Raw genomic sequence first — 20,499 nt, forward strand, 5'->3', positions numbered from 1 at the left:
CATATTGTTCTAAACCCGCGCCGCTTCCGCCTGGCGCAGCAGGCGCAGAAAATTGCCGCCCCAGATTTTTGCCACGGCGGCCTTGTCATATCCGCGCCGGAACAGCTCCGCGGTGAGGTTGGGCGCCTGCGATGCGTTCATGAAATCGCTCACGCCGCCGCCGCCGTCAAAATCCGTGCCGATGCCGGTATGCTCGACGCCGATGCGCTGCACCGCGTAGTCGATATGGTCGGCGATATCGGCGACGCTCAGCTCCGCCGCGCGGGCCTTGGGGCGCAGGAAGTTGGAGACCATCGTTACCTGCACCAGCCCGCCGGTGGCCTTCAGCATGTCAAGTTGCTCGTCGTCGAGGTTGCGCGGGTGGTCGCACAGCGCGCGCATGCATGAATGTGTCGCCAGCACCGGCACGCGCGAGAGTTGCGCCGCCTGCATCATGCTGGTTTTGGCGGCGTGGGAAACATCGATGAGCATGCCAAGCGCGTTCATGCGCGCGATCACCTCGCGGCCAAAAGTGGAGAGGCCGCCGTGTTCCACCGGCGCATCGCCAAGCCTGGGCAGGGGGATCGCGGCATCGGCGATTTCGTTATGGCCGTTATGGGTGAGGGTGATGTAGCGCACTCCGCGCGCGGCGAAATCGTCGAGCGTGGTGATGTCCTTGCCGATCGCGTAACCATTTTCAATCGCCGGGATGATCGCGGTGCGCCCGGCGGCGAAGGCGGCCTCGATTTTATCCGCCGTGGGCGCGAGTACGCCGCCGTGCCCGTTGGCGGGGGCCATGGCGGCGATGTCGTCCAGCATCGCGCGGGCGCGGGCGTTGGCGGCGAGGTGGCCGGTATCGTCACGCGGGCCCTGCGGCACATAGGCGACAAAGCAAACCCCGGCGATGCGCCCGGCCTTCAGCTTCGGCAGATCGACGCAGCGCGGCCCGTCCTCGAAAGGGCTGGGGCCGTCGGGCCAGGGAATGTCGACATGGGTATCAATGGCCATCAGCCCGTCATGCGGATTTGGAGTCATGGCGCATCGTCGAGCGCCAGGCGGCCAGCGTCAAGCGCCTTGCGCATGACGCTGGGCAGCGGCGCGGTGGCGGCGGGTGCGCGCAAGGCGCCGCCGGGCAGGGTTTTGCGCCGCGCCGCCAGCACGCTCAGTGTTAGCGAAAAATGCGTGAACACATGCTCCACCGCCCCGGCATCGCGCCAGCGCGCGGCAACAGGCGGCTCTTCGGGCAGCACCAGCATGCCGCCGAGCAGCCCTTTCGGCGGGCGGCGCAGCAGCAGCACATCGCCCTGCGCGTCCAGCAGCACATAGGCCGTGCCGGTGCGGTGCGGGCGCGCGGGTTTGGGGCCGCGCACCGGCAGGGCGGCGGCGATGCCCTGTGCGCGCGCCGCGCAATGACGCTCCCACGGGCAGCGCCCGCAACCGGGGCTTTGCGGCGCGCAGATGGTGGCGCCGAGGTCGAACAGCGCCTGCGCGAAATCGCCGGGGGCGGCGCGCGCGGCTTTATCCTCCATGAAACATTCCGCTGCCGTGGCGATCGCTTTTTTGCCGCCGGGCAGCGGGGTGGCGATGGCGAAAATCCGGGCCGCGACTCGCTCGATATTGCCATCCACCGGCAGCGCCGGCAGGCTAAAGGCAATCGCCGCGATGGCGTTGGCCGTGTAAGGGCCGATGCCGGGCAGCGCGCGCAGCCCCTCGATGCTGCGCGGAAAGCCGCCCAACCCCGCGACGGCCCGCGCGCAGGCGTGCAGATTGCGCGCCCGGGCATAATAGCCGAGCCCCGCCCACATCCCGAGCACGCTCTCAACCGGCGCCGCGCTTAATGACTCAACTGTAGGATACGCGGCGAGGAATTTCGCGTAATAGGGCGCCACGGTGGCAACCACGGTCTGTTGCAGCATGATCTCGGAGAGCCACACGTGATAAGGGTCGGCGGGCGCGCCGGGGGCGGAGCGCCAGGGCAGGTGCCGCCGGTGGGCGGCATACCATGAGAGGAGTTTTTTGGCCGGTGGCGGAGCGTAGGAAGCGGGTTTCACAAAACCAGGATGTGCCGGTTGAAGAGAAACCGCGCAACTACTCGCCGCGCGGCATTGCGGCGCTGCTGGCGCCGGTGCTGCGCCCGGCCTTCAAGCGCCGCGCCCCCGCCGCCGCCGCGCTGCTGGTGGACTGGCCGCAACTGGCCGGGCCGGAATTGGCAGCGCGCGCCGCCCCGGTGAAATTCGCGGCCGGCACGCTCACCCTGGCCTGCACCGGCCCCACGGCGATGGAACTGCAGATGGGCAGCGCCCAGATCATCTCCCGGCTTAATCTCTCGCTTGGCCATGCGATGATCGAGCGGCTGCGTTTTGTGCAGCAGGCGCCGGGCGTGAGCGCCCCCATGCCCAAGGCCATGCCACGCGCCCCCGTGCCCCCGCCGCCGGATCTGCCCGAAGGCCCGCTGGGCGAGGCATTGGCCAAGCTCTACCAGGGTATTAAGAGCCGCGGCTGAATTTACGATTCGACTCATCCGCCTGAATTTGCTTACACTAGATATAGAGGTTAAAATGCTTGCAACACGCCGTAACATACTATCCCTAGTGGGTGCTACCGCCGCCGTGTCGGGTGGGGCCGCGCTTTATCTGCACGGCCGCAAACTGCCAGTTGCCCAGGCTGACGCCAGCACCCCTGCCAGCACACCCGTCGCGGCGCCCGCGGTTGTCCCCGCCATCCCCGCGCCGCCCGCCAATGCGGGCCCCAATTCGCCGTTCGGCCAGCGTTCCATCGGTTCGCCCACCGCCCCGGTCACGGCGCATGAATATTTCTCGCTCACCTGCACGCATTGCGCGGAATTCGCGACGGTCACCATGCCGCAGGTCAAGCCAAATCTGGTCGATACCGGCAAATTGCAGATCATCTACCATGACTTCCCGCTGGACCAGGTGGCGCTGATGGCCGCCCAGGTGGCGCGCTATCTGCCGCCGGATGAATATTACCCGTTCATCGAGGCGCTGTTTGCCGCGCAGAACGACTGGGCCTTCCAGCCGAACGAGGATTACCATGCCTCGATCTATAAATATGCGGCCCTGGCCGGGATGGACCAGACAACTTTTAATGCCGCTTTGGCCGACGACAAGCTGAAGGCCTTCATCCTGCAGGGCCAGCAGGAGGCCGAGGCGCTCGACCATATCGACGCCACCCCGACCTTCATCATCAACGGCAGAATGTACCCCGGCGCGATGGCGTATGACGATTTCGCCGCCGCCGTGGCCAAAGCCGCCGCCGGATAAGAGGAGCGTCCACCGTGCCAGCACGTTTCGCCCGACTGCGCATCGCCGGTTTTAAAAGCTTCGCGGACGCCACCACGGTGGAGATCCTGCCGGGGCTGACCGGCGTGATCGGACCGAACGGCTGCGGCAAGTCCAATGTTGTCGAGGCGTTGCGCTGGGCGATGGGCGAGGCCAACGCCCGCAACATGCGCGGCACGGAAATGGAGGACGTGATTTTTGCCGGCACCGCCGGGCGGGCCTCGCGCAATCTGGCGGAAGTCACGCTGACCCTGGAGGAGACCCTCGGCCTCGCGCCGCCGCCCTTCCACGAGGCGGCAGATCTGGAAATTTCCCGCAAGATCGAGCGCGGCTCGGGCAGCTCCTACCGGGTGAACGGCAAGGAAGCCCGCGCCCGCGATGTGCAGACGCTGTTCGCCGACCTTGCCTCGGGCGCGCGCGCCTCGGCGATGATCAGCCAGGGGCGGGTGGGCGCACTGGTGAATGCGCGGCCGGAGGAGCGCCGGGCCTTGCTGGAGGAGGCCGCCGGCATCACCGGCCTGCATGCCCGCCGCCATGAGGCGGAGCTGAAACTCAAGGCCGCGGAGCAGAACCTCGCGCGCGCCGATGATCTGAAAGGCCAGATCGAGGCGCGGTTGGGGGAGCTGAAGAAACAGGCCCGTCAGGCCACGCGCTACCGCAACCTGTCGGGCAATATCCGCGCGGCGGAGGCGGAGCTGCTGGCGATCCAGCGGGCCATGGCCGTGCTGGCGCGCGACGCCGCGCGGGAGGCCTTCGCCTTGGCTGAAACAAGCGTGACCCAGGCGACCATCGCCGCCGAACAGGCCGCCACCCACGCCGCCGAGACCGAGGCCGCGCTGCCGGAACTGCGCGTGGCCGAGGCCGAGTCGCGCACCACGCTGGAGCGTGCGCGTATCGCGGCCGAGCAATCCTCCGAGGTGGAAAGCCGCGCCCGCGCCGCGCTGAATGAGGCGCGCACGCGGCTGGAGGCGCTGACCCGCGACCACGGCCACGCAACCCGGCTGGTGGCTGACGCCCAGGCCGCGCGCACCCGGCTGGAGGAGGAACAAACCCGCCTGCTGGCGGAGGTCGTCTCCGCCCCCGCCGCGCTGGAGGCGGCTGGCCGTGCCGAGGATGCCGCGTTGGAGGCGATGCGCGCCGCCGAGGCCGCCGCGACCCGGGCCACCGAGGAGGCTGCGCGCATCGCCGCCGAGGGCGAGGCCGCCCGCCGCGCCCTGGCCGAGGCTGACCAGCGCGCCCGCCGCGCCGCCACCCGCGCCGCCGAGGCGCTGGCCGAATATAATAAAATCGCCGCCAGCGTGATCGCGCCCGAGCGAGTCGCCGCCGCCGAGGCTGAGCGCGATGCGGCCGAGGCGGCGCTGCTGGCCGCGCGTGAGGCGGTAACCGCCGCCGAGGCCGCCCGCGCGCAGGCCGAAGCCGAAGCCGCCGCCGCCCGCACCGCCGCCGAGAGCGCCCTGGCTGCCGCCCGCGCCGAGGCCGCCGCGGCGGAATCGGCGGCGCATAAAATCATCACCGAGTTTGACGCGCTGACGGCTTTGCTGGCGCAGAAATTCGGCCGCGACTCGGCGCCGATTCTCGACCAGATCACGGTCCCCCCCGGGTTGGAAGCCGCATTGGGCGCCGCGCTGCGCGAGGAGCTTTCAGCCAGCGCTGATGAACACGCCGCGCGCCACTGGCGCAAGCTTCCGCCGCTCGAACTCTCCGTCGTGCCGCTGAAGACCTTCGCCAATCTGGTGCAGGGCCCGGCGGCGCTCACCCGCGCGCTGTCGCATATCCTGCTGCTGCCCGAGGGGGCGGATGGCGATCTGCACCAGGGCAACCTCAACGCCGGGCAGATCCTTGTCTCGCGTGAGGGCGCGGTGTGGCGCTGGGATGGTTATACCGTGCGCGCGGGCGCCGCCTCGGAGGCGGCGGTGCGGCTTAAGCAGCGCAACCGGCTGGCCGAGCTGGAGCGCGAGCGCGCCGCCACGCGCGAGGCCGCCAACCAGGCCCGCGAGGCGCGCGCCGCCGCCGAAGCCGCCGAGCGTGCCGCCCGCGCCGCCGAGACCACCGTGCGCGATAGCCGCCGCGCCGCCGAGACCGCCGCCCGCGAGGCCCGCCGCGCCGCGGAACAGCGGTTTGATCGTGCGCGTTCCGAAGCCATCCGCCTGACCGCCGAGGCGGAGCGCGCCGGCGCCCGGGAGGCCAGCGCGCGCACCACCCGCGACCAGCTCGCGCATGAAGCCGCCGAGGCTGACGCCGCCCTGACGCAGGTGAAGGCCAATGCCGCGCAACTGCCCGATGTAAACATGGCCCGCGCCGCCGTTGAGGCCGCCCGCGCCGCGCTGACCCGGGCTCGCCAGGCCGAATCCGCCGCCCGGCAGAGTTTTGAGGCCCTGCGCGCGGCTGATTCCGCCCGCACCCGCCGCCTGGAGACCCTGGCCAATGAGATGGCCGGGTGGAACGAGCGCGGGATCGACGCTGCCGACCGGCTGACCGATCTCGCCGCCCGGCATGATGAAGCCGCCGCCGCCATCGCGGCGCTTGAGGCTGCCCCGGAACAGGCCGCCGCCGCGCGGCGCGAGGCGCTGGAGGGCCTGACCACCGCCGAGACCGTCCATCGCCGCGCCGCTGAGACGCTGCACAACGCGCAACGCGCGGCCGACTCCGCCGCCCGCGCCGCCCGCGCCGCCGAGGGCGCGCTTAGCGCCGCGCGCGAGGCCCGCGCCCGCGAAGAAGGCAACATCACCGCCGCCAACCATGCCTGGGGCACGGTCGCCGAGCGCATATTGGAACGTCTGGGCGCCAACCCGGCCCTGCCTGATCCGCCGGCGGAGCTGACCGCCGAGGCTGAGGACAAGGCCCGCAGGCGCTGGGAGCGCCTCACGCGCGAGCGCGAGGAGGTTGGCCCGGTCAACCTGCGCGCGGAAATCGAGGTTGCCGAGGCGGAGGAGGCCATCGCCACCATCGAGCGCGAGCGCGGCGAGATCACCACCGCCATCGCCAAGCTGCGCGGCTCCATCGGCCATCTCAACCGCGAGGGCCGCGAGCGGCTTTCAACCGTGTTCAACGAGGTGGACCGCCATTTCCAGATGTTGTTCTCGCGCATGTTCGGCGGCGGCAAGGCGCATCTGGCGCTGGTCGGCTCGGATGACCCGCTGGAAGCCGGGCTGGAAATTTACGCCCAGCCGCCGGGCAAAAAACTCAGCACGCTCTCGCTGCTCTCGGGCGGCGAGCAGGCCCTCACCGCGCTCTCGCTCATCTTCGCGGTGTTCAAATGCAATCCCGCGCCGATCTCGGTGCTCGACGAGGTGGACGCCCCGCTGGATGATGCCAATGTGGAGCGTTTCTGCAATCTGCTCGAAGACATGGTGCGCGAAACGGGCACCCGCTTCCTGGTGGTGACGCATCATCATCTCACCATGGCGCGGATGGACCGGCTCTACGGCGTGACCATGCAGGAGCGCGGCATTTCCCGCCTGCTGTCGGTCGATTTCTCGAGAGCGGTGGAAATGGTGGACCCCGGGCAGGCGCTGGCGGCGGAATAAGACCGGGGATGCGGGCTGGCTATGACGATTTTCTGAAAAGCCAACAAAGACTTCAGGGAAACAGACAATGCCGCAGATCGAAGTCTACACGAAGTTTAAAATCCATGACGGCAGGCTGGAGACTTTCAAGAATACGGTGGAACAGCTGGCCGCCCTTGGCCGGAACGCCGGGGCGGGGCTGCTGCGTTATGACTGGTTTCTCGATGATGCGCGCGGCGAGTGCATCGCCATGGAAGTGCATGCCGATGAGGCGGCGATGGATGCGCATAATCTGAACGCCGAGGCGGGGCTGATGCGGTTGCGGGAGTTTTCCTACCGCGCGGTTGAGATGCTGGTTGACGCGGCGCCGGATGCTGATCTGGTTCCAGGCGGCGGGACAAGATTGTTTCGTTTCGCGGCCGGTCTGGGGGCAGGCTCGGCGGCGGCGCGGTTCAGCCCGGCAGGGGGGCGGGGCGAGACGAAGCATATAGAGATTTACACCAGATTTTTCATCAACCCGGGCAGTTTTGAAGCGTTCAGGGCGGATGCGGCGGCGCTGCTGCAAGCGGTTAAGGACAAAGATACGGGAACCGTGCGCTACGATTGGTTTTATGATGCCGGGGAGAGCGAGTGCCTGGCGCTGGATACCTACGATGATGCGGCCGCGATGTTCGCGCATATGGCAAACTGCCACGATGCGCATGAGCGCTTGCTTGCGAATGCGACGATGGTGACGGAGTTTCTGGGCGCGCTGCCTGAGGAAGCGATGGCGGCGGTGAGCAAATACGACCCTTATATCCTGCCGTTTTTTGCGGGGCTGAAGCCGTATTCACAAGGAGGATTCGGCTAGCCTGATCGCTTTAAGCGCGATCGCGCTCTAGCTATTTTTCTGAGGGCGATTCACGCTTTCGGCTCGCTCGGTTGAGCGAACCTCAAACGATCGCACTCTAAACCGAGCGCTTGCGGAACAGCCAGCCCGCCGCAACCAGACTGATGGCCGCGAGGATTGCCATGGCGGTGAACTGTGGCAGCAGCGTGGTGAGGCTGGGGTTTTCGAGGAAGCTGTCCCGGATGACCACCAGCGCGTGGCCGGATGCGGCCCAGTTCGGTCTCGGGCAAATAGGCGCGCACCCAGAGCGGGTTGGTGAGCGCGATGACATAAACCGGTGCCTGCGGCGCGGTCATGTCGCTTGGTTCCTGGATGCGCTCCTCGACGATGCCATCGCCGGAGCGTAGAGTTTGGTGTCATTATACGCCTGCGCGGCCAGGGCATCGGCAAAGCGGCCCTCATCGAGGTTGGCGAGCAGCTCGCCCTTGGGGGCCGCGTCACCCTCCTGCAGCAACATCTGGCTGATGCGCCCCGAATCGTAAAACGCGGCGTTGACCTCACGGATATCGACATTGCCATAAAGCGTGAGGCGGTTCGCGCTGGGTGCCGCGCGTCAGTGCAGATGGAGCACCGCGCCGGCCGCCGCCAGAACCAATTTTTTACGTTTGTGTGCCATGAAATTGCTCGTTCCAGCGTCAGCGCCGTGTGAGAGTGTTAAAACTCGAAAATTTATGAGGAAAGCCGCTTCGAGATATTTTCAACCTTTGGCAGGCTCTCAGCATGCACAACTTTACCGTCAACAACAATTCTGGGAGGGGAGGCGATGCCGATCGCGGCATAGCTTGAACCAAGTGGCTTCCGGGGAACCCGGGGCGGTTCCGGCGGATATCCGGCGTTCGCCGGATAGGTTTGGCGTGTCGATGATTTGGCCGTCCCGACGCGAGAGGCGGCCACAAGCCGTGGGGATAATATTGAAAATTTCAATTTTCATAAGGGGCTTGGCTGGTAGCGGCGGAAGGATTTGAACCTCCGACCAAGGGATTATGATTCCCCTGCTCTACCACTGAGCTACGCCGCCATGCAGTGAAGCAGCGGGGTAATGCGGCGGCGATCAGAAGTCAATGCGGATAAAAAACCGCGTTTTGCGGTGTGCCGCTTGCGCTGTAGAAGATGGAAATTCCTGGGGAGTGGTAATGGATACATCGATGCGCCTGATTCTTGCCAGCGGTTCACCGGCGCGGCAGGCAATGTTGCGTCAGGCCGGGCTGATCTGCCGGGCGGTGAAGCCGGATGTTGACGAATCCGCGGTGAAGCGGGGGTTTGTGGGCGAGGTGCCGGCGCTGGCTTTGACCCTGGCCGCCGCCAAGGCCATGCGGGTGGCGCAGGATGAGCCGGGGGCGCTGGTGATCGGTGCTGACCAGGTGCTGGTCTGCGAGGGAGAGATATTCGCCAAGCCGGGTGATATGGCCGATGCGGCGGCGCAACTGCGGCGCTTGCGCGGGCGGACGCATACGCTGGTGACGGCGGTTTGCGTGTGCCAGGGCGCGGGGATGGTGTGGTCGGATGTGGCGCAGGCGCGGCTGAGCATGCGGGCAATTTCGGATGAATTCATCGCGGGGTATCTGCGGGCCGAAGGCGAGGCGGTGCTGGGCTGCGTGGGTGTTTACCGGCTCGAAGGGCTGGGGGCGCAGTTGTTTTCCGCCATCGAGGGGGATTTTTTCACGATTCTGGGGTTGAACCTGTTGCCTTTGCTCGGGTTTTTGCGCGAGGCGGGGGCGATTCGGGCGTAGCCGCCTGGGCGGCGTCCAGGAGCTTGTGCATGGCGGTGACGGTTTGCGGGTCCAGGTTGCGCAAGGTCCGGGCGATGCGGTTGCCGAGCGCGGTTTGCTCGGGGGTCAGCCCGGCGGTGTGGAGTTTCAGGCGCGGGCGGGAGAGTTTGGCGAGGGCTTTCAGCTCGTCAGCGTCGTCCCAGATGAGGCCGAGGTAGGAACATATCTGGTGGATCAGCCCGGCGCTTGGCGCGCCGCGCCGGCCGTGTTCCAGCGCGGAGAGGTAGGCGGGGGAGACTTCCAGGGCGGCGGCCATGTCGCGTTGCAGGATGCCGCGTTCGGTGCGCAGGACGCGGAGTTTTTCGCCAAAGGGGGTCATGCGCGCAGGCGCCGGAGCAGGATGCGCACCGAGCCGGTGTTGGCGGCGTGCGGGTGGGCGATGGCCAGGATGAGCGGACGCAGCGAGGGGGCGTTGAGCCAGTGTGGCAGCTCGCGCGAGAGGATTTCGCCCTTGCCGGTGATGATCTCGATGCAGCGGAGCTGGCTGGAATAGGAGCGCTCGATGAAATGGATGACCGCGTGATGCGCGCGCGCGGCGGTGTGGCCGTGCAGGTCCAGCCGTTGGGCGGCGCGGATTTTGCCGGTGGCGAATTTTTTCCAGGTGGATTTGTCGAGGCCGGTGGGGGTGGTGTCCAGGCTGATATAGGGGGCGTGGCCGGCCGGGGGGCGCGGTTTGGCGGGCGGCGGGTCTGGCGCGGGGGCGGTTTGGGCTGAGGGTTCGGGCTCCACGGGCAGGCGGGTTTTGCCGGGCATGAGGCGCGAGAGCGTCTGGCTATAGGCCGCCCAGAGCTTCAGGTCAGCTGTGGAGAGCGCTTTAGCCCTGGCCATCGAGGATCAGGATATGCAGGCGGCGCGGGCCGTGGGCGCCGAGTTCCAGGGTTTGCTCGATGTCGGCCGAGCGCGAGGGGCCGGTGATGAGCATGACGTTGCGGGGGAGAGGGTTTTCGGCGCGCAGGAGGTCGAAGGCATCTTCATAGCTTGCGGTGATGCGCGCGGCGGGGAGCAGGACGATCGAATTGTCAGGCAGGATGTTGTTGGTGGTGGGCGTTTGCGGGCCGGAGGGCAGGAGCAGGGTGCCGGTTTCGGCGATGCCGGCAAAGGCGAGGGTGAGGCAGGTGGGGTCCGTGGGTAGGGCCGTGCCGAAGCGAATTCGCAGGGAGGGGATGTTGAACGGGATGGATTGTAGCGACGGATGCCCAGAAATGGTGAGGGTGGGCGGCAGGTGCAGCCGGGCCAGGTAGGAGGCGATGGCGGTGGGGATTTCCGCCGGGGCGGCGAGCCGTTGCACGGTGGCGAACTCACGTTCGGCATATGTGGTGAACAGGGCAATGCGGTCCGCGAGGCTCAACTGACCGCGCGCGGGGATGGGGCCGCGCGGATGGGCTTTCAGGCGGCCGGTAAGCATGGCCTGTTGGTCAGTGGGCAGCGGGCCGCGTTTGAGGCCGCGCTGGATGGCGGCGATGATGGCGTTGCGGCTCACTGGCTGCGGGCCTTTTGGCGGGCGGCGTAATGCGCGAAAAATGTGTCGCCCTCGGGGGCGGGGAAGTCGCGGGTTTTGGTCCAGGCGCCGGCGAAGGGGAGCCAGGCGAAGCGGCCTTGTTTGCGCCCCATGAAGCCAAGGCCAAGGGCGGCGGCGCGGGTGGCGGCGCGGTAGAGCGCGGGGCGTTTGGCGAACCAGGCCCAGATGGCCAGGCCGTAGCGCTGGGCGGGCGGGGAGAGATGGCGCTCGAACTCACGCTCGCGCCAATGGCGCATGAGGTTGGGCAGGGGGATTTTGACCGGGCAGACGCTCTCGCATTTGCCGCAGAAGGTGCTGGCATTCGGCAGGTTCCCGGCGGCCTCGATGCCGGAGAGCATGGGGGTGAGCACCGCGCCCATGGGGCCAGGGTAGATGGAGCCGTAGGCGTGGCCGCCGATGGCGCCGTAGACCGGGCAGTGGTTCATGCAGGCGGCGCAGCGGATGCAGCGCAGCATGTCCTGAAATTCGGTGCCGGCCATGGCGGAGCGGCCGTTGTCCAGCAACACGACGTGGTATTCCTGCGGGCCGTCGGTGTCCGCGGCGCGGCGGGGGCCGGTGGAGAAGGTAGTGTAGACCGACATCTCCTGCCCGGTGGCGGAGCGGGCGAGGACGCGCAGCAGGGTCAGCGTGTCCTCGATGGTGGGGACCACCTTCTCGATGCTGGTGACCACGATATGCACGCGCGGCAGGGTTTGGGTGAGGTCGCCGTTGCCTTCGTTGGTGACGATGACGCTGGTGCCGCTCTCGGCGATGAGGAAATTGGCGCCGGTGATGCCGGCATCGGCGGCGAGGAATTTTTCACGCAATTTGCCGCGCGCCTCGGTGAGGAGATCCCGGCGCTCCCGGAAGACACGATCCGCCGGGAGGTCAGCATGGGATTTGCGGAAACTTTCCTCCCAATCCTCGCGGTTGAGGTGGAAGGCGGGGGCGATGATGTGGCTGGGAGTCTCGCCGCGCAGTTGCAGGATGTATTCGCCGAGGTCGGTCTCGACCGGGGTGATGCCGTTGGCTTCAAGGAAGGGGTTGAGGGCGATTTCCTCGGTGACCATGGATTTTCCCTTGGTCACGGTTCTAACACCGGCGGCGCGGCAGATTTTTAGAACCGCGGCGCGGGCATCCTGCGCGGTTGAGCACCAGTGGACGGTGCCGCCAGCAGCCTCCACCGCCGCCGCATAGGTTTCCAGATAGAAATCCAGATGGGCGATGGTGTGGTCCTTGATGTTTTTGGCGGCCTCGCGCAGCGCCTCGAACTCGGGCAGGAGATCTATCGCGGCTTGGCGCTTTTTGGCGAAATGGGGCTTCGCGCGGGCCAGCGCGCGCTGCAGCCCGGCGTTGCCGATCGCGCTTGTGGCGTTCTCCTTAAAGGCCGCGAGGCTCTGCAACATCAACACTCTCCATTGGGTGCCGATATTGAGTCAGATTGCTTCGTGGGTCCAGATGGTGAAGCTCTCCAGCGTGTTGGGGCCGAAGGTGGTGGAGATGGCGACGTCGGTGGCGTCACGCCCGTGGGCGATGAGCACGCGGCCCTGGCGCGGCTTGTTGTTGCGTGGGTCGAACATGTGCCAGGCGCCGCCCAGATAGGCTTCGAACCAGCCGGCGAAGTCGCCCGCGGAATAGGGTGGCGGCTCGCCGATGTCGCTCAGATAGCCGGTGCAGTAGCGCGCGGGGATATTGAGGCAGCGGCAGAAGGTGAGGGCTAGGTGGGCATAGTCGCGGCAGACGCCGGTGCCCTCGTTATAGGCTTGCAGGGCGGTGCGGGTGGCGCGGGCCTTCATGTAGTCGAATTTGATATGGTGATGCACGAAATCGCACACCGCCTGCACGCGTGCCCAGCCGGGAGGGGTGGCGCCAAAGAGCTTCCAGGCGGTCTCGGTCAGCTCGTCCGTTTCGCAATAGCGGCTGCCGAGCAGGAACATGAGGGTTTCGTCCGGCAGGTCCTGCACCGCGTGTTGCGCGGCATGCGGGAAGATTGGGTCTGGTAGACCGGAATCGGCCACCGTTCCGGCACTGGCGATGCGCACACGCCCGGCGGGGGCGACCAGGCGGGTGCACCAGTTGCCGAAGCTGTCCCGGTATGAGGTGCGGGGCACGCTTGGGGTGATGGTCATGACGTCGGGCACCAGAATGTCCGGGGCGCGGGTGTAATGGACGCCCAGGAGCATGACCATCGGAGTCGGCTGCGGGAATTGGTAGATGAGTTCGTAGCCGACGGCGATTTTCAAATGCTTAGCCCCTTCCAGCCGCATTGGCTGCCTGATTGTCTTACAGCAAAGCGGCGGGGGCGATACGGATATTTTACCCTTGGGGCGGCAGTTTGAAAAATGCCTCGGCGGCGTTGCGGTGGGCCTGTTTGGCGGCAATGGCCCCTTTCACGCGGGCGATCTCGGCGTTCAGGATGCCGATATAGGCTTCCAGCTCATCGACCCCGAGCATGTCCAGCACCGGGGGGACCAGTAGTTTTTTTGACGGGCGGGGGAGGTCTTCTTCAGGATTTGTCATAAAACGATCTTGACCGATGGGTAGCGCGGGTTCCATACCCCGCGCAAGGTTAACTTGCGAACAGCAAGAGAACAGTTGTGTCCGTTCCAGGCCTGCCGGCCTGCGGCGTTAAAAGGTATTTGAATCATGTCCCTACCCCTGATGCCCAAAGCTACCGCAGTTTGGTTGATTGACAAGACGGCGCTGACCTTCGAGCAGATCGCCGATTTCTGTGGCATGCATCCGCTTGAGATCCAGGCGATCGCCGATGGCGAGGTGGCGCAAGGAATCAACGGCTATGATCCGGTGGCCAACAAGCAGGTTGCGGCTGAGGATATTGCGCGCTGCGAGAAAAACCCGGCGCTGCGGCTCAAATTGCTGGCGGCGGCTGACCCGCACCCCAAAAAGGGCAAAGGCGGGCGCTATACCCCCGTGGCCAAGCGTAACGACCGCCCGGATGCGATTGCATACCTGCTGCGCAACTACCCGCATCTGACCGATGCGCAGGTGATAAAGCTGCTCGGGACGACGAAAGACACCATCCACAAAATCCGCGACCGTTCGCACTGGAACAGCGGCAATATCAAGCCGCGCGACCCGGTGATTCTGGGGCTGTGCAAGCAGTCTGACCTGAATGATGCCGTGGCTGCGGCAAATGAGCGGCTGACCCGTGAGGGGCAGACCCCGCCGCCGCCGCCGATGCCTTCAACCGAAGCGGCTTAAAACCGCGCCAACGGAAATAAGGCGGCACGCGGGCCGCCTTATTTTTTTGTGAAATTTCTGTGGGTTATTGCGTCTTTAGACGCTCGATTTGTTCCTTTAGCCGCAATTTCTCGACCTTCATGCGGGCCAGCACCGAATTATCCGGGCCTGGACGGCTGTCTTCGGCGGCAATCTTGGTTTCCAGATTGGCGTGCCGCCCTTTCAAGGCGTCGAGATGCGATTTCAGGTTCATAGTGCCTCCTAAATAGGTTGCGATAGCAAAACCGGAGCCGCCCATCCGGGTGGGCGCCGGGAAGGTCAGGCTAATCCCGTTGCCACGGAATTGTCATCTAAAATGTTGGCAAAATTTTCCGGTTTCCGGTTTCCGAAAATCCCTCTATTGCTCCCTCCCATGTTGACAGACAAAGACAATCTGCTTCGCCGGCTGCATGCTCTGCGTAGTGAACACCGGGATTTGGACACCGTGATCGCCCGTGTCACCGAACAGGGGCCGCTCGACCAACTACAGGTGCAGCGGCTGAAGAAGCGCAAGCTGGGGCTGAAGGATGAGATTTCACGGCTGGAGAGCCGGTTGATCCCGGACCGCACGGCATGAGCCAAGCTTTGGTGGGGATTATTATGGGCAGCAAATCTGACTGGCCCGTGATGCAGCATGCGGCCGAGATGCTGGAGCGGCTGGGGGTGGCCTATGAAGCCAGGGTGGTATCGGCGCATCGCACGCCCAAGCGGCTGTATGATTATGCCACCAGCGCGCAGGCGCGGGGGCTGAAGGTGATTATCGCGGGGGCCGGTGGGGCGGCGCATCTGCCCGGTATGGCGGCATCGATGACCATTTTGCCCGTGCTGGGGGTGCCGGTGGCGGCCACGGCGTTGCAGGGGCAGGACGCGCTGCTGAGCATCGTGCAGATGCCGGGAGGGATTCCTGTGGGGACGCTCGCGATCGGCAAGCCGGGAGCGATTAACGCCGGGCTGCTGGCGGCGTCGATATTGGCGCTCTCCGACCCTGAATTAAGCGCGCGGGTGGCGGCGTTGCGGGCGGAGCAGACGGCTGGCGTGCCGGAGTCCCCCCTGGAATGAGTCTGGCTCCAGGGGCGGTGATCGGGATTATCGGCGGCGGGCAGCTTGGGCGGATGTCGGCCATGGCGGCGGCGCGGCTGGGGTATCTGACACATATATTCTCGCCCGAGGTGTTTGGGCCGGCGGCGCAGGTGGCGGCCTACAATACCGTCGCGGATTATACCGACCAGGCGGCGCTGCGGCGGTTTGCCGAGGCCGTGGATGTGGTGACGTTCGAATTCGAGAATATTCCGGCGGAGAGTCTGGCGCTGTTGGCGAGCCTGAAGCCGGTGCGCCCGGGGCCGGAGATTTTGGCGGTCAGCCAGGACCGGCTGCTGGAGAAGCGGTTTTTGAACGATGCCGGGATTGCGACGGCGCCCTGGGTGGCGGTGCATGATGAGGCGGCGCTGGCGGCGGCGGTGGCCGAGCTGGGGCTGCCCGCGGTGCTGAAGACGACGCGGCTGGGCTATGACGGCAAGGGGCAGGCGATGTTGCGCGCGCCCGAGGATTTGGCGGCGGCGTTTGCGGCGTTGGCGCCAAAGCCACTGGTGCTGGAGGGGTTTGTCGACTTTGCGGCGGAAATTTCCGTGATGGTGGCGCGCGGGGTTGATGGCGAGGCGGTGGCGTTTGATGCCGTGGAGAATAAGCACAAACACCATATTCTGGACCTGACCTACGCCCCGGCGCCGCTGCCGCTGGACCTGCTGGAAGAGGCGGGAGCGATTGCGCGCACGGTGGCGGAGAGGCTGGAACTGGTCGGGTTGCTGGGCGTGGAGATGTTCGTGACCTCAACCGGGGGGCTGCTGGTGAACGAGATCGCGCCGCGGCCGCATAATTCCGGGCATTGGACGATTGATGCCTGCGGGTGCAGCCAGTTTGAGATGCATATCCGCGCGGTGGCCGGGCTGCCGCTGCCCCCGGCGGTGCGGCATTCCGATGCGGTGATGAAGAATCTGGTGGGGCCGGAGGATATGGCGCTGTGGCCGGCGATTTTGGCGGCGCCGGGGTTGATTGCGCACCATTACGGCAAGACCGAAGCGCGGCCGGGGCGGAAAATGGGGCATTTTACCCGGTTGTTTCCCAAGGGCGGGTTGCCGGGGGCGTTTGGGATCGAGGATGCGATCAGGGTGGGGTAAGTGCCCTCTGCTGGCTTTATGTAGACCCCCTTGTTGGCACCAGATTATCCATGAAGCGCTGCGTGCAGGCGGACCAGGAGTAGGTTTCGGCGTGCGGGCGGCAGGCGGTGCGGTCGATTGTCAAAGCGTCGAGCGCCGCTATTTGTAAGTCTTCGTTGAGCGCGCCGACCGGGAGTTTGGATTCACCCAGAATGTCCATGGGGCCGGTGACGGGGTAGGCGGCGACGGGCAGGCCGCAGGCGAGGGCCTCGAGCACGACGAGGCCAAAAGTGTCGGTTTTCGAGGGGAAGACAAAAACATCGGCGCCAGCATAGGCGGCAGCGAGTTCGGCGCCGTGACGCGCCCCGGCGAAATGCGCGTTGGGGTAATCGCGCTCCAGGGCTTTGCGTTGCGGGCCGTCTCCGACGATGAGTTTGGTGCCGGGAAGCGTAAGGTCCAGAAAGGCGGGCAGGTTTTTTTCTATCGCGACACGGCCGACATAGGCGAAGATCGGGCGCGGAAGATTCCAGTTTTCCTTTGGTTCTGGGCGAAACATTTCCAAATCAACGCCGCGTGACCAGGAGCGGACGTCCCGGAAGCCGCGGGCGGTGAGTTCGTCGCGCAGCGATTGTGTGGCGACCATGACGCCGGCGCTTGCGCCATGGAACCAGCGCAGCCATGCGTAGGTGAGCGATAGCGGCATATTGATGCGCGCTTGCAGGTATTCGGCAAAGCGTGTGTGAAAGGCCGTGGTAAAAGCGATTTTGCGGCGCCGCGCATAGGCCCGGGCGGCCATGCCGAGAGGACCTTCAGTGGCGATATGCAGCGCGTCCGGCGCAAAATCATCAATCAGTTTCGCCAGTTTCCGGCGAGGAAAAAGGGCGAGGCGGATTTCCGGGTAGGATGGCATCGGCACTGAGCGGAATTGATCCGGCCCGATGATTTCGACAACCTTGCCCATCGCGCGCATTTCCTCCGCGATCATGCGCAAGGTGCGGACCACACCGTTGACCTGCGGTTCCCATGCGTCGGAGACGATGAGAATGCGGCTCAGCCCTGGAAACGCGAGCAGCGGTTCAGACCCCGGCAGAGAGGGCGCGCGTGGATTCAGGCGCGCGCTGCATGGAGGCGATTTCCGTGGCGAAGTTTTCCATCACCGCCGCTTTGGAGGCGCTGACTTTGGCGTTGCCGCTGCTGAGTAGCGAGAGCTTGTTGCGGGCCACCCAGTCGACCAGTTCGAGCTTGCCGTCGCGGTGTTCCACTAATGCCGTGCAGCTTTCCACCCAGTCGCCGTCGTTAAGGTACATGATGCCGTTGACCATGCGCATTTCGGCATGGTGGATGTGGCCGCAGACCACACCGTCAAACCCGCGGCTGCGGGCATCATCGGCGAGCGCGCCCTCGAAACGGTCAATGGCTTTGACGGCTTCCTTAACCTGCAATTTGAGCCAGGCCGAGAGTGACCAGTATGGATAGCCAAGTTTTATGCGAATGTTATTGAAATAACGGTTGATGCCGAGGGCGACCGTGTAGGCCCAGTCACCCAATAAGGCGAGAATTCTGGCATGGCGGACCACGGAGTCGAAGGCATCGCCATGGGTGATGAGGAGGCGTTTGCCGTCGGCGGTGGTGTGCTCGGCTTCCATCTGCATTTTTACGCCGCAAACTTCCACACCAAGGGGAATGTATTTGCGCATCATCTCGTCATGGTTGCCGGGGATGTAGATGACATTCGTGCCATTGCGCGCCGCGCGAAGAACAAGGCGCAGGACTTCGTCGTGATGGTGATCCCAGAACCAGGAGCGGCGCAGGCGCCAGCCGTCGATGATGTCACCCACGAGAAACAGGTTTTCGCATGTTACTGACTTAAGGAAATCAGCAAGAAATTCAGCACGGCAACCGCGGGTGCCGAGATGAGTATCGGAGATGAAAACACTGCGATACGGGGTTGTATTCACATGGCGGGCGGGCGCTGTTGCGTTCATGCTTGAGGCAATAGGCTGGGAGCGCGTGTCGTAAACAGTGAAGATTCCGTGACTCTGGCAGGAGATTTTTAAAAACAAGGTATCATTGTATTGTCACTGTATGGTCATTCCAATGACACATGAGCGCGGCAAAAGGAGAGTTTACTCTGATCTGCCGGGAATTTTGCGATGTTGGTTATTTTCAATCCGGTAGCAGGCCGCAGGCGGGCGGCGGCCTTGTGGCATGTGCTGGATCTGTTGGTCGAGAACGGGGTTATGGTGGAAGTCGCCGAGACCCAGCATGCCGGGCATGCAACCGCGCTGGCCCGCGCGGCGGCCTGTGAGGGGCGTGCCATGGTTGTGGCGGCGGGGGGGGATGGCACCATCGCGGAGGTGGCGAACGGGCTGCTGGGCAGCCATACGGCGCTGGGGGTCATCCCACTTGGCACCGCCAACGTGCTGGCCAAGGAGTACGCTCTTTCCACCGCCCCGCGCGCGATTGCCAATGCTCTGGCCTACCGGCGTACCCGGCTGCTTTGGCCGGGTGTGGCCAGGATTGCGGGACACGACCATGTGTTTGTGCAGATGGTCGGGCTGGGGTTTGACGGCGCGGTGGTGCAGGGGCTGCAACCCATGCTTAAGCGCGCCATCGGCCGGGGCGCGTATGTGTGGCAGTCGCTCTGGGAGTCGGTGGCTTACGGCTTCCCCAAAGTGCGCCTGAGCGTCGATGGCAAGGATTACGAGGCGGCCAGCGTGGTGGTGACCAAGGGGCGGCTTTATGGCGGGCCTTATCTGCTGGCGCCGAATGCCGCTTCCACGGCACCCGGCTTTCAGGTCGCTCTGTTTGAAAATCCGGGAACCTTCGCGGCACTGCTGGCAGGCGCGGCGCTGCCTTTGGGCTTGCTGCCGCGCTGCCCTGGGGTGCGGGTGATCGCGGGGAGCCATATTGATTTTTCGCCCGCGAACGGGCCGATCATGGCACAATCCGATGGGGATGCCCTGGAGGGCACGCCGGTCTGCGTGGCGGATGCCGGTTGCCCAATTTCGTTGATTGTGGGGTAGGGCTTGAGGCTGTCCCGGTGAAGGGATAAGGGGGGGACGCAAATTCACGGAGCCAAAAGATATGAAAACCCCCGTTCGCGTTGCCGTTACCGGTGCTGCCGGTCAGATTGGTTATGCTATCCTGTTCCGCATCGCCAACGGCGATCTTCTTGGGAAGGACCAGCCTGTTATCCTGCACCTGCTCGACCTGCCGGTGGCGCAGAAGGCGTTGAACGGCGTGATTATGGAACTGAAGGACTGCGCCTTCCCGCTTTTGGCTGGTGTGGTGCCGAGCGATGACCCGAATGTGGCGTTCAAGGATATTGATATTGCCATTCTCATTGGCTCGCGCCCGCGCGGCCCGGGCATGGAGCGCCGCGACCTGCTGGCCGCCAATGCCGAGATCTTCAAGGTGCAGGGCAAGGCGCTGAACGATTTCGCCAAGCGCACCGTTAAAGTGCTGGTCGTGGGCAACCCGGCCAATACCAACGCTTATATCGCCATGAAATCGGCGCCGGACCTGCCCAAGAGCGCGTTCACCGCGATGTTGCGGCTGGACCATAACCGTGCGGTCTCGATGCTGGCGGAAAAGGCCGGGGTTGAGGTTGCGGATATCGAGAAAGTCGCGGTGTGGGGCAACCATTCGCCCACCATGTACGCCGATTACCGCTTCGCCGCGGTGGGGGGCGAGTCGCTCGCCGCCAAGATCAACGATGAGACCTGGTATCGTGAGACCTATCTCAGCGCTGTCGGCAAGCGTGGCGCCGCCATTATCGAGGCGCGCGGTCTCTCCTCCGCCGCTTCCGCCGCCAATGCCGCGATCGACCATGTGCGCGACTGGGTGCTGGGCACCAACGGCAAATGGGTCTCCATGGGCATTCCTTCCGACGGCTCCTACGGCGTGCCGGAAGATGTGATGTTCGGCGTGCCCGTTGTTTGCGAAGGCGGCGTATATAAGCGCGTCGAAGGGCTGCCGGTTGACGAGTTCTCCAAGGGGCGCATTCAGCACACGCTAAACGAGCTGCTTGAGGAGCGTGAAGCGGTGGCTTCGCTGCTCAGCTAAGCCACCGCGGCAATGAAGTGAGTAAAAAAGGCCAGGAGATCAACATCCTGGCCTTTTTTTAATGGGCCCGCGCCGCCTGATGTGCGGGTATGCGCCTT

24 protein-coding genes and 1 tRNA gene are annotated in these 20,499 nt (G+C 65.2%); 11 read left to right on the top strand and 14 right to left on the bottom strand.

Annotated elements, in window-relative coordinates; all coding sequences use genetic code 11:
* Positions 1–9: 9 nt before the first annotated feature.
* A complete protein-coding gene (locus QQJ84_RS17515) occupies positions 10–1,014 on the bottom strand; it encodes a dipeptidase (RefSeq protein ID WP_284259617.1) in 1,005 nt (334 codons plus the stop codon).
* Positions 1,011–2,030 carry an A/G-specific adenine glycosylase gene (locus tag QQJ84_RS17520; RefSeq protein WP_284259618.1) on the bottom strand — a complete coding sequence of 340 codons (1,020 nt, stop codon included), beginning with the start codon at positions 2,028–2,030 and terminating at the stop codon, positions 1,011–1,013. Before QQJ84_RS17520 ends, QQJ84_RS17515 begins: the two co-directional genes overlap by 4 nt.
* Between QQJ84_RS17520 and QQJ84_RS17525 the strand changes: the two genes are divergently transcribed.
* The 4 genes from QQJ84_RS17525 to QQJ84_RS17540 all read left to right on the top strand — a co-directional run bounded on the left by QQJ84_RS17525 (position 2,003) and on the right by QQJ84_RS17540 (position 7,634).
* A complete protein-coding gene (locus QQJ84_RS17525) occupies positions 2,003–2,482 on the top strand; it encodes a DUF721 domain-containing protein (protein ID WP_284259619.1) in 480 nt (159 codons plus the stop codon). The two genes, QQJ84_RS17520 and QQJ84_RS17525, sit on opposite strands and share 28 nt — an antisense overlap.
* 55 nt (positions 2,483–2,537) lie before the next feature.
* A complete protein-coding gene (locus QQJ84_RS17530; RefSeq protein ID WP_284259620.1) occupies positions 2,538–3,260 on the top strand; it encodes a DsbA family protein in 723 nt (240 codons plus the stop codon).
* A 14-nt stretch (positions 3,261–3,274) separates the two neighbouring features.
* Entirely contained in the window at positions 3,275–6,805 is a 3,531-nt protein-coding gene (gene smc, locus QQJ84_RS17535; protein WP_284259621.1) for a chromosome segregation protein SMC, read from the top strand.
* Positions 6,806–6,872: 67 nt separating this feature from the next.
* Positions 6,873–7,634, top strand: coding sequence for a putative quinol monooxygenase (locus QQJ84_RS17540; RefSeq protein WP_284259622.1), 762 nt, complete (start codon positions 6,873–6,875; stop codon positions 7,632–7,634).
* A 50-nt stretch (positions 7,635–7,684) separates the two neighbouring features.
* On the opposite strand, the gene QQJ84_RS17545 is transcribed toward QQJ84_RS17540, so the two are convergent.
* The 3 genes from QQJ84_RS17545 to QQJ84_RS17555 form a co-directional block, all read right to left on the bottom strand.
* Positions 7,685–7,969 carry a hypothetical protein gene (locus tag QQJ84_RS17545; protein WP_284259623.1) on the bottom strand — a complete coding sequence of 95 codons (285 nt, stop codon included), beginning with the start codon at positions 7,967–7,969 and terminating at the stop codon, positions 7,685–7,687.
* A complete protein-coding gene (locus QQJ84_RS17550; protein WP_284259624.1) occupies positions 7,966–8,130 on the bottom strand; it encodes a hypothetical protein in 165 nt (54 codons plus the stop codon). The genes QQJ84_RS17545 and QQJ84_RS17550 overlap by 4 nt, the downstream gene beginning before the upstream one ends.
* Before the next feature lie 486 nt (positions 8,131–8,616).
* Positions 8,617–8,691, bottom strand: a tRNA-Met gene (locus tag QQJ84_RS17555).
* A gap of 115 nt (positions 8,692–8,806) precedes the next feature.
* Between QQJ84_RS17555 and QQJ84_RS17560 the strand changes: the two genes are divergently transcribed.
* Positions 8,807–9,403 (top strand): Maf family protein, encoded by a 597-nt coding sequence (locus tag QQJ84_RS17560; protein ID WP_284259625.1) that lies wholly within the window; start codon positions 8,807–8,809, stop codon positions 9,401–9,403.
* On the opposite strand, the gene QQJ84_RS17565 is transcribed toward QQJ84_RS17560, so the two are convergent.
* From QQJ84_RS17565 to QQJ84_RS17590, 6 genes are all read right to left on the bottom strand, one after another.
* Entirely contained in the window at positions 9,333–9,761 is a 429-nt protein-coding gene (locus tag QQJ84_RS17565) for a helix-turn-helix domain-containing protein (RefSeq protein ID WP_284259626.1), read from the bottom strand. The two genes, QQJ84_RS17560 and QQJ84_RS17565, sit on opposite strands and share 71 nt — an antisense overlap.
* On the bottom strand, positions 9,758–10,270 hold the full coding sequence (locus tag QQJ84_RS17570; protein WP_284259627.1) for a Smr/MutS family protein: 513 nt from the start codon (positions 10,268–10,270) through the stop codon (positions 9,758–9,760). Before QQJ84_RS17570 ends, QQJ84_RS17565 begins: the two co-directional genes overlap by 4 nt.
* Complete coding sequence (locus QQJ84_RS17575) at positions 10,257–10,922, bottom strand: LutC/YkgG family protein (RefSeq protein ID WP_284259628.1); 666 nt, start codon at positions 10,920–10,922, stop codon at positions 10,257–10,259. The genes QQJ84_RS17570 and QQJ84_RS17575 overlap by 14 nt, the downstream gene beginning before the upstream one ends.
* Positions 10,919–12,346, bottom strand: a complete 1,428-nt coding sequence (locus QQJ84_RS17580) for a LutB/LldF family L-lactate oxidation iron-sulfur protein (RefSeq protein ID WP_284259629.1) — start codon at positions 12,344–12,346, stop codon at positions 10,919–10,921. The genes QQJ84_RS17575 and QQJ84_RS17580 overlap by 4 nt, the downstream gene beginning before the upstream one ends.
* 30 nt (positions 12,347–12,376) lie before the next feature.
* Positions 12,377–13,183: a transglutaminase-like domain-containing protein gene (locus QQJ84_RS17585; RefSeq protein ID WP_284259630.1), complete on the bottom strand. Its 807-nt coding sequence runs from the start codon at positions 13,181–13,183 to the stop codon at positions 12,377–12,379.
* A gap of 73 nt (positions 13,184–13,256) precedes the next feature.
* Positions 13,257–13,460: a DUF1192 domain-containing protein gene (locus QQJ84_RS17590; RefSeq protein ID WP_284259631.1), complete on the bottom strand. Its 204-nt coding sequence runs from the start codon at positions 13,458–13,460 to the stop codon at positions 13,257–13,259.
* Positions 13,461–13,586: 126 nt separating this feature from the next.
* Between QQJ84_RS17590 and QQJ84_RS17595 the strand changes: the two genes are divergently transcribed.
* Positions 13,587–14,162 carry a DUF1013 domain-containing protein gene (locus QQJ84_RS17595; RefSeq protein WP_284259632.1) on the top strand — a complete coding sequence of 192 codons (576 nt, stop codon included), beginning with the start codon at positions 13,587–13,589 and terminating at the stop codon, positions 14,160–14,162.
* A gap of 64 nt (positions 14,163–14,226) precedes the next feature.
* On the opposite strand, the gene QQJ84_RS17600 is transcribed toward QQJ84_RS17595, so the two are convergent.
* Positions 14,227–14,394 (bottom strand): YdcH family protein, encoded by a 168-nt coding sequence (locus tag QQJ84_RS17600; RefSeq protein ID WP_284259633.1) that lies wholly within the window; start codon positions 14,392–14,394, stop codon positions 14,227–14,229.
* Positions 14,395–14,553: 159 nt separating this feature from the next.
* Here QQJ84_RS17600 and QQJ84_RS17605 point away from each other — a divergent pair, with 159 nt between their 5' ends.
* From QQJ84_RS17605 to QQJ84_RS17615, 3 genes are read left to right on the top strand one after another with little or no spacing between them, the layout of a single operon-like run.
* Entirely contained in the window at positions 14,554–14,757 is a 204-nt protein-coding gene (locus QQJ84_RS17605) for a YdcH family protein (RefSeq protein ID WP_284259634.1), read from the top strand.
* The gene (gene purE / locus QQJ84_RS17610; RefSeq protein WP_284259635.1) at positions 14,754–15,239 is read left to right on the top strand and encodes a 5-(carboxyamino)imidazole ribonucleotide mutase; all 486 of its coding nucleotides are present in this window, start codon (positions 14,754–14,756) and stop codon (positions 15,237–15,239) included. The genes QQJ84_RS17605 and purE overlap by 4 nt, the downstream gene beginning before the upstream one ends.
* A complete protein-coding gene (locus QQJ84_RS17615) occupies positions 15,236–16,354 on the top strand; it encodes a 5-(carboxyamino)imidazole ribonucleotide synthase (protein ID WP_284259636.1) in 1,119 nt (372 codons plus the stop codon). The genes purE and QQJ84_RS17615 overlap by 4 nt, the downstream gene beginning before the upstream one ends.
* Positions 16,355–16,370: 16 nt before the next feature.
* Here QQJ84_RS17615 and QQJ84_RS17620 read toward each other — a convergent pair whose 3' ends face one another.
* Together QQJ84_RS17620 and QQJ84_RS17625 are read right to left on the bottom strand one after the other, a co-directional pair.
* Positions 16,371–17,405 carry a glycosyltransferase family 4 protein gene (locus QQJ84_RS17620; protein WP_456304817.1) on the bottom strand — a complete coding sequence of 345 codons (1,035 nt, stop codon included), beginning with the start codon at positions 17,403–17,405 and terminating at the stop codon, positions 16,371–16,373.
* 4 nt (positions 17,406–17,409) lie between these two features.
* Entirely contained in the window at positions 17,410–18,318 is a 909-nt protein-coding gene (locus tag QQJ84_RS17625) for a UDP-2,3-diacylglucosamine diphosphatase (RefSeq protein ID WP_284259638.1), read from the bottom strand.
* Positions 18,319–18,486: 168 nt separating this feature from the next.
* Between QQJ84_RS17625 and QQJ84_RS17630 the strand changes: the two genes are divergently transcribed.
* Both QQJ84_RS17630 and QQJ84_RS17635 read left to right on the top strand, forming a co-directional pair.
* Complete coding sequence (locus tag QQJ84_RS17630; protein WP_284259639.1) at positions 18,487–19,359, top strand: diacylglycerol/lipid kinase family protein; 873 nt, start codon at positions 18,487–18,489, stop codon at positions 19,357–19,359.
* A gap of 61 nt (positions 19,360–19,420) precedes the next feature.
* On the top strand, positions 19,421–20,401 hold the full coding sequence (locus QQJ84_RS17635) for a malate dehydrogenase (RefSeq protein WP_284259640.1): 981 nt from the start codon (positions 19,421–19,423) through the stop codon (positions 20,399–20,401).
* The last annotated feature ends 98 nt before the right edge of the window (positions 20,402–20,499 follow it).

The organism is Acidocella aquatica (assembly GCF_030160635.1).
Taxonomy (GTDB): domain Bacteria; phylum Pseudomonadota; class Alphaproteobacteria; order Acetobacterales; family Acetobacteraceae; genus Acidocella; species Acidocella aquatica.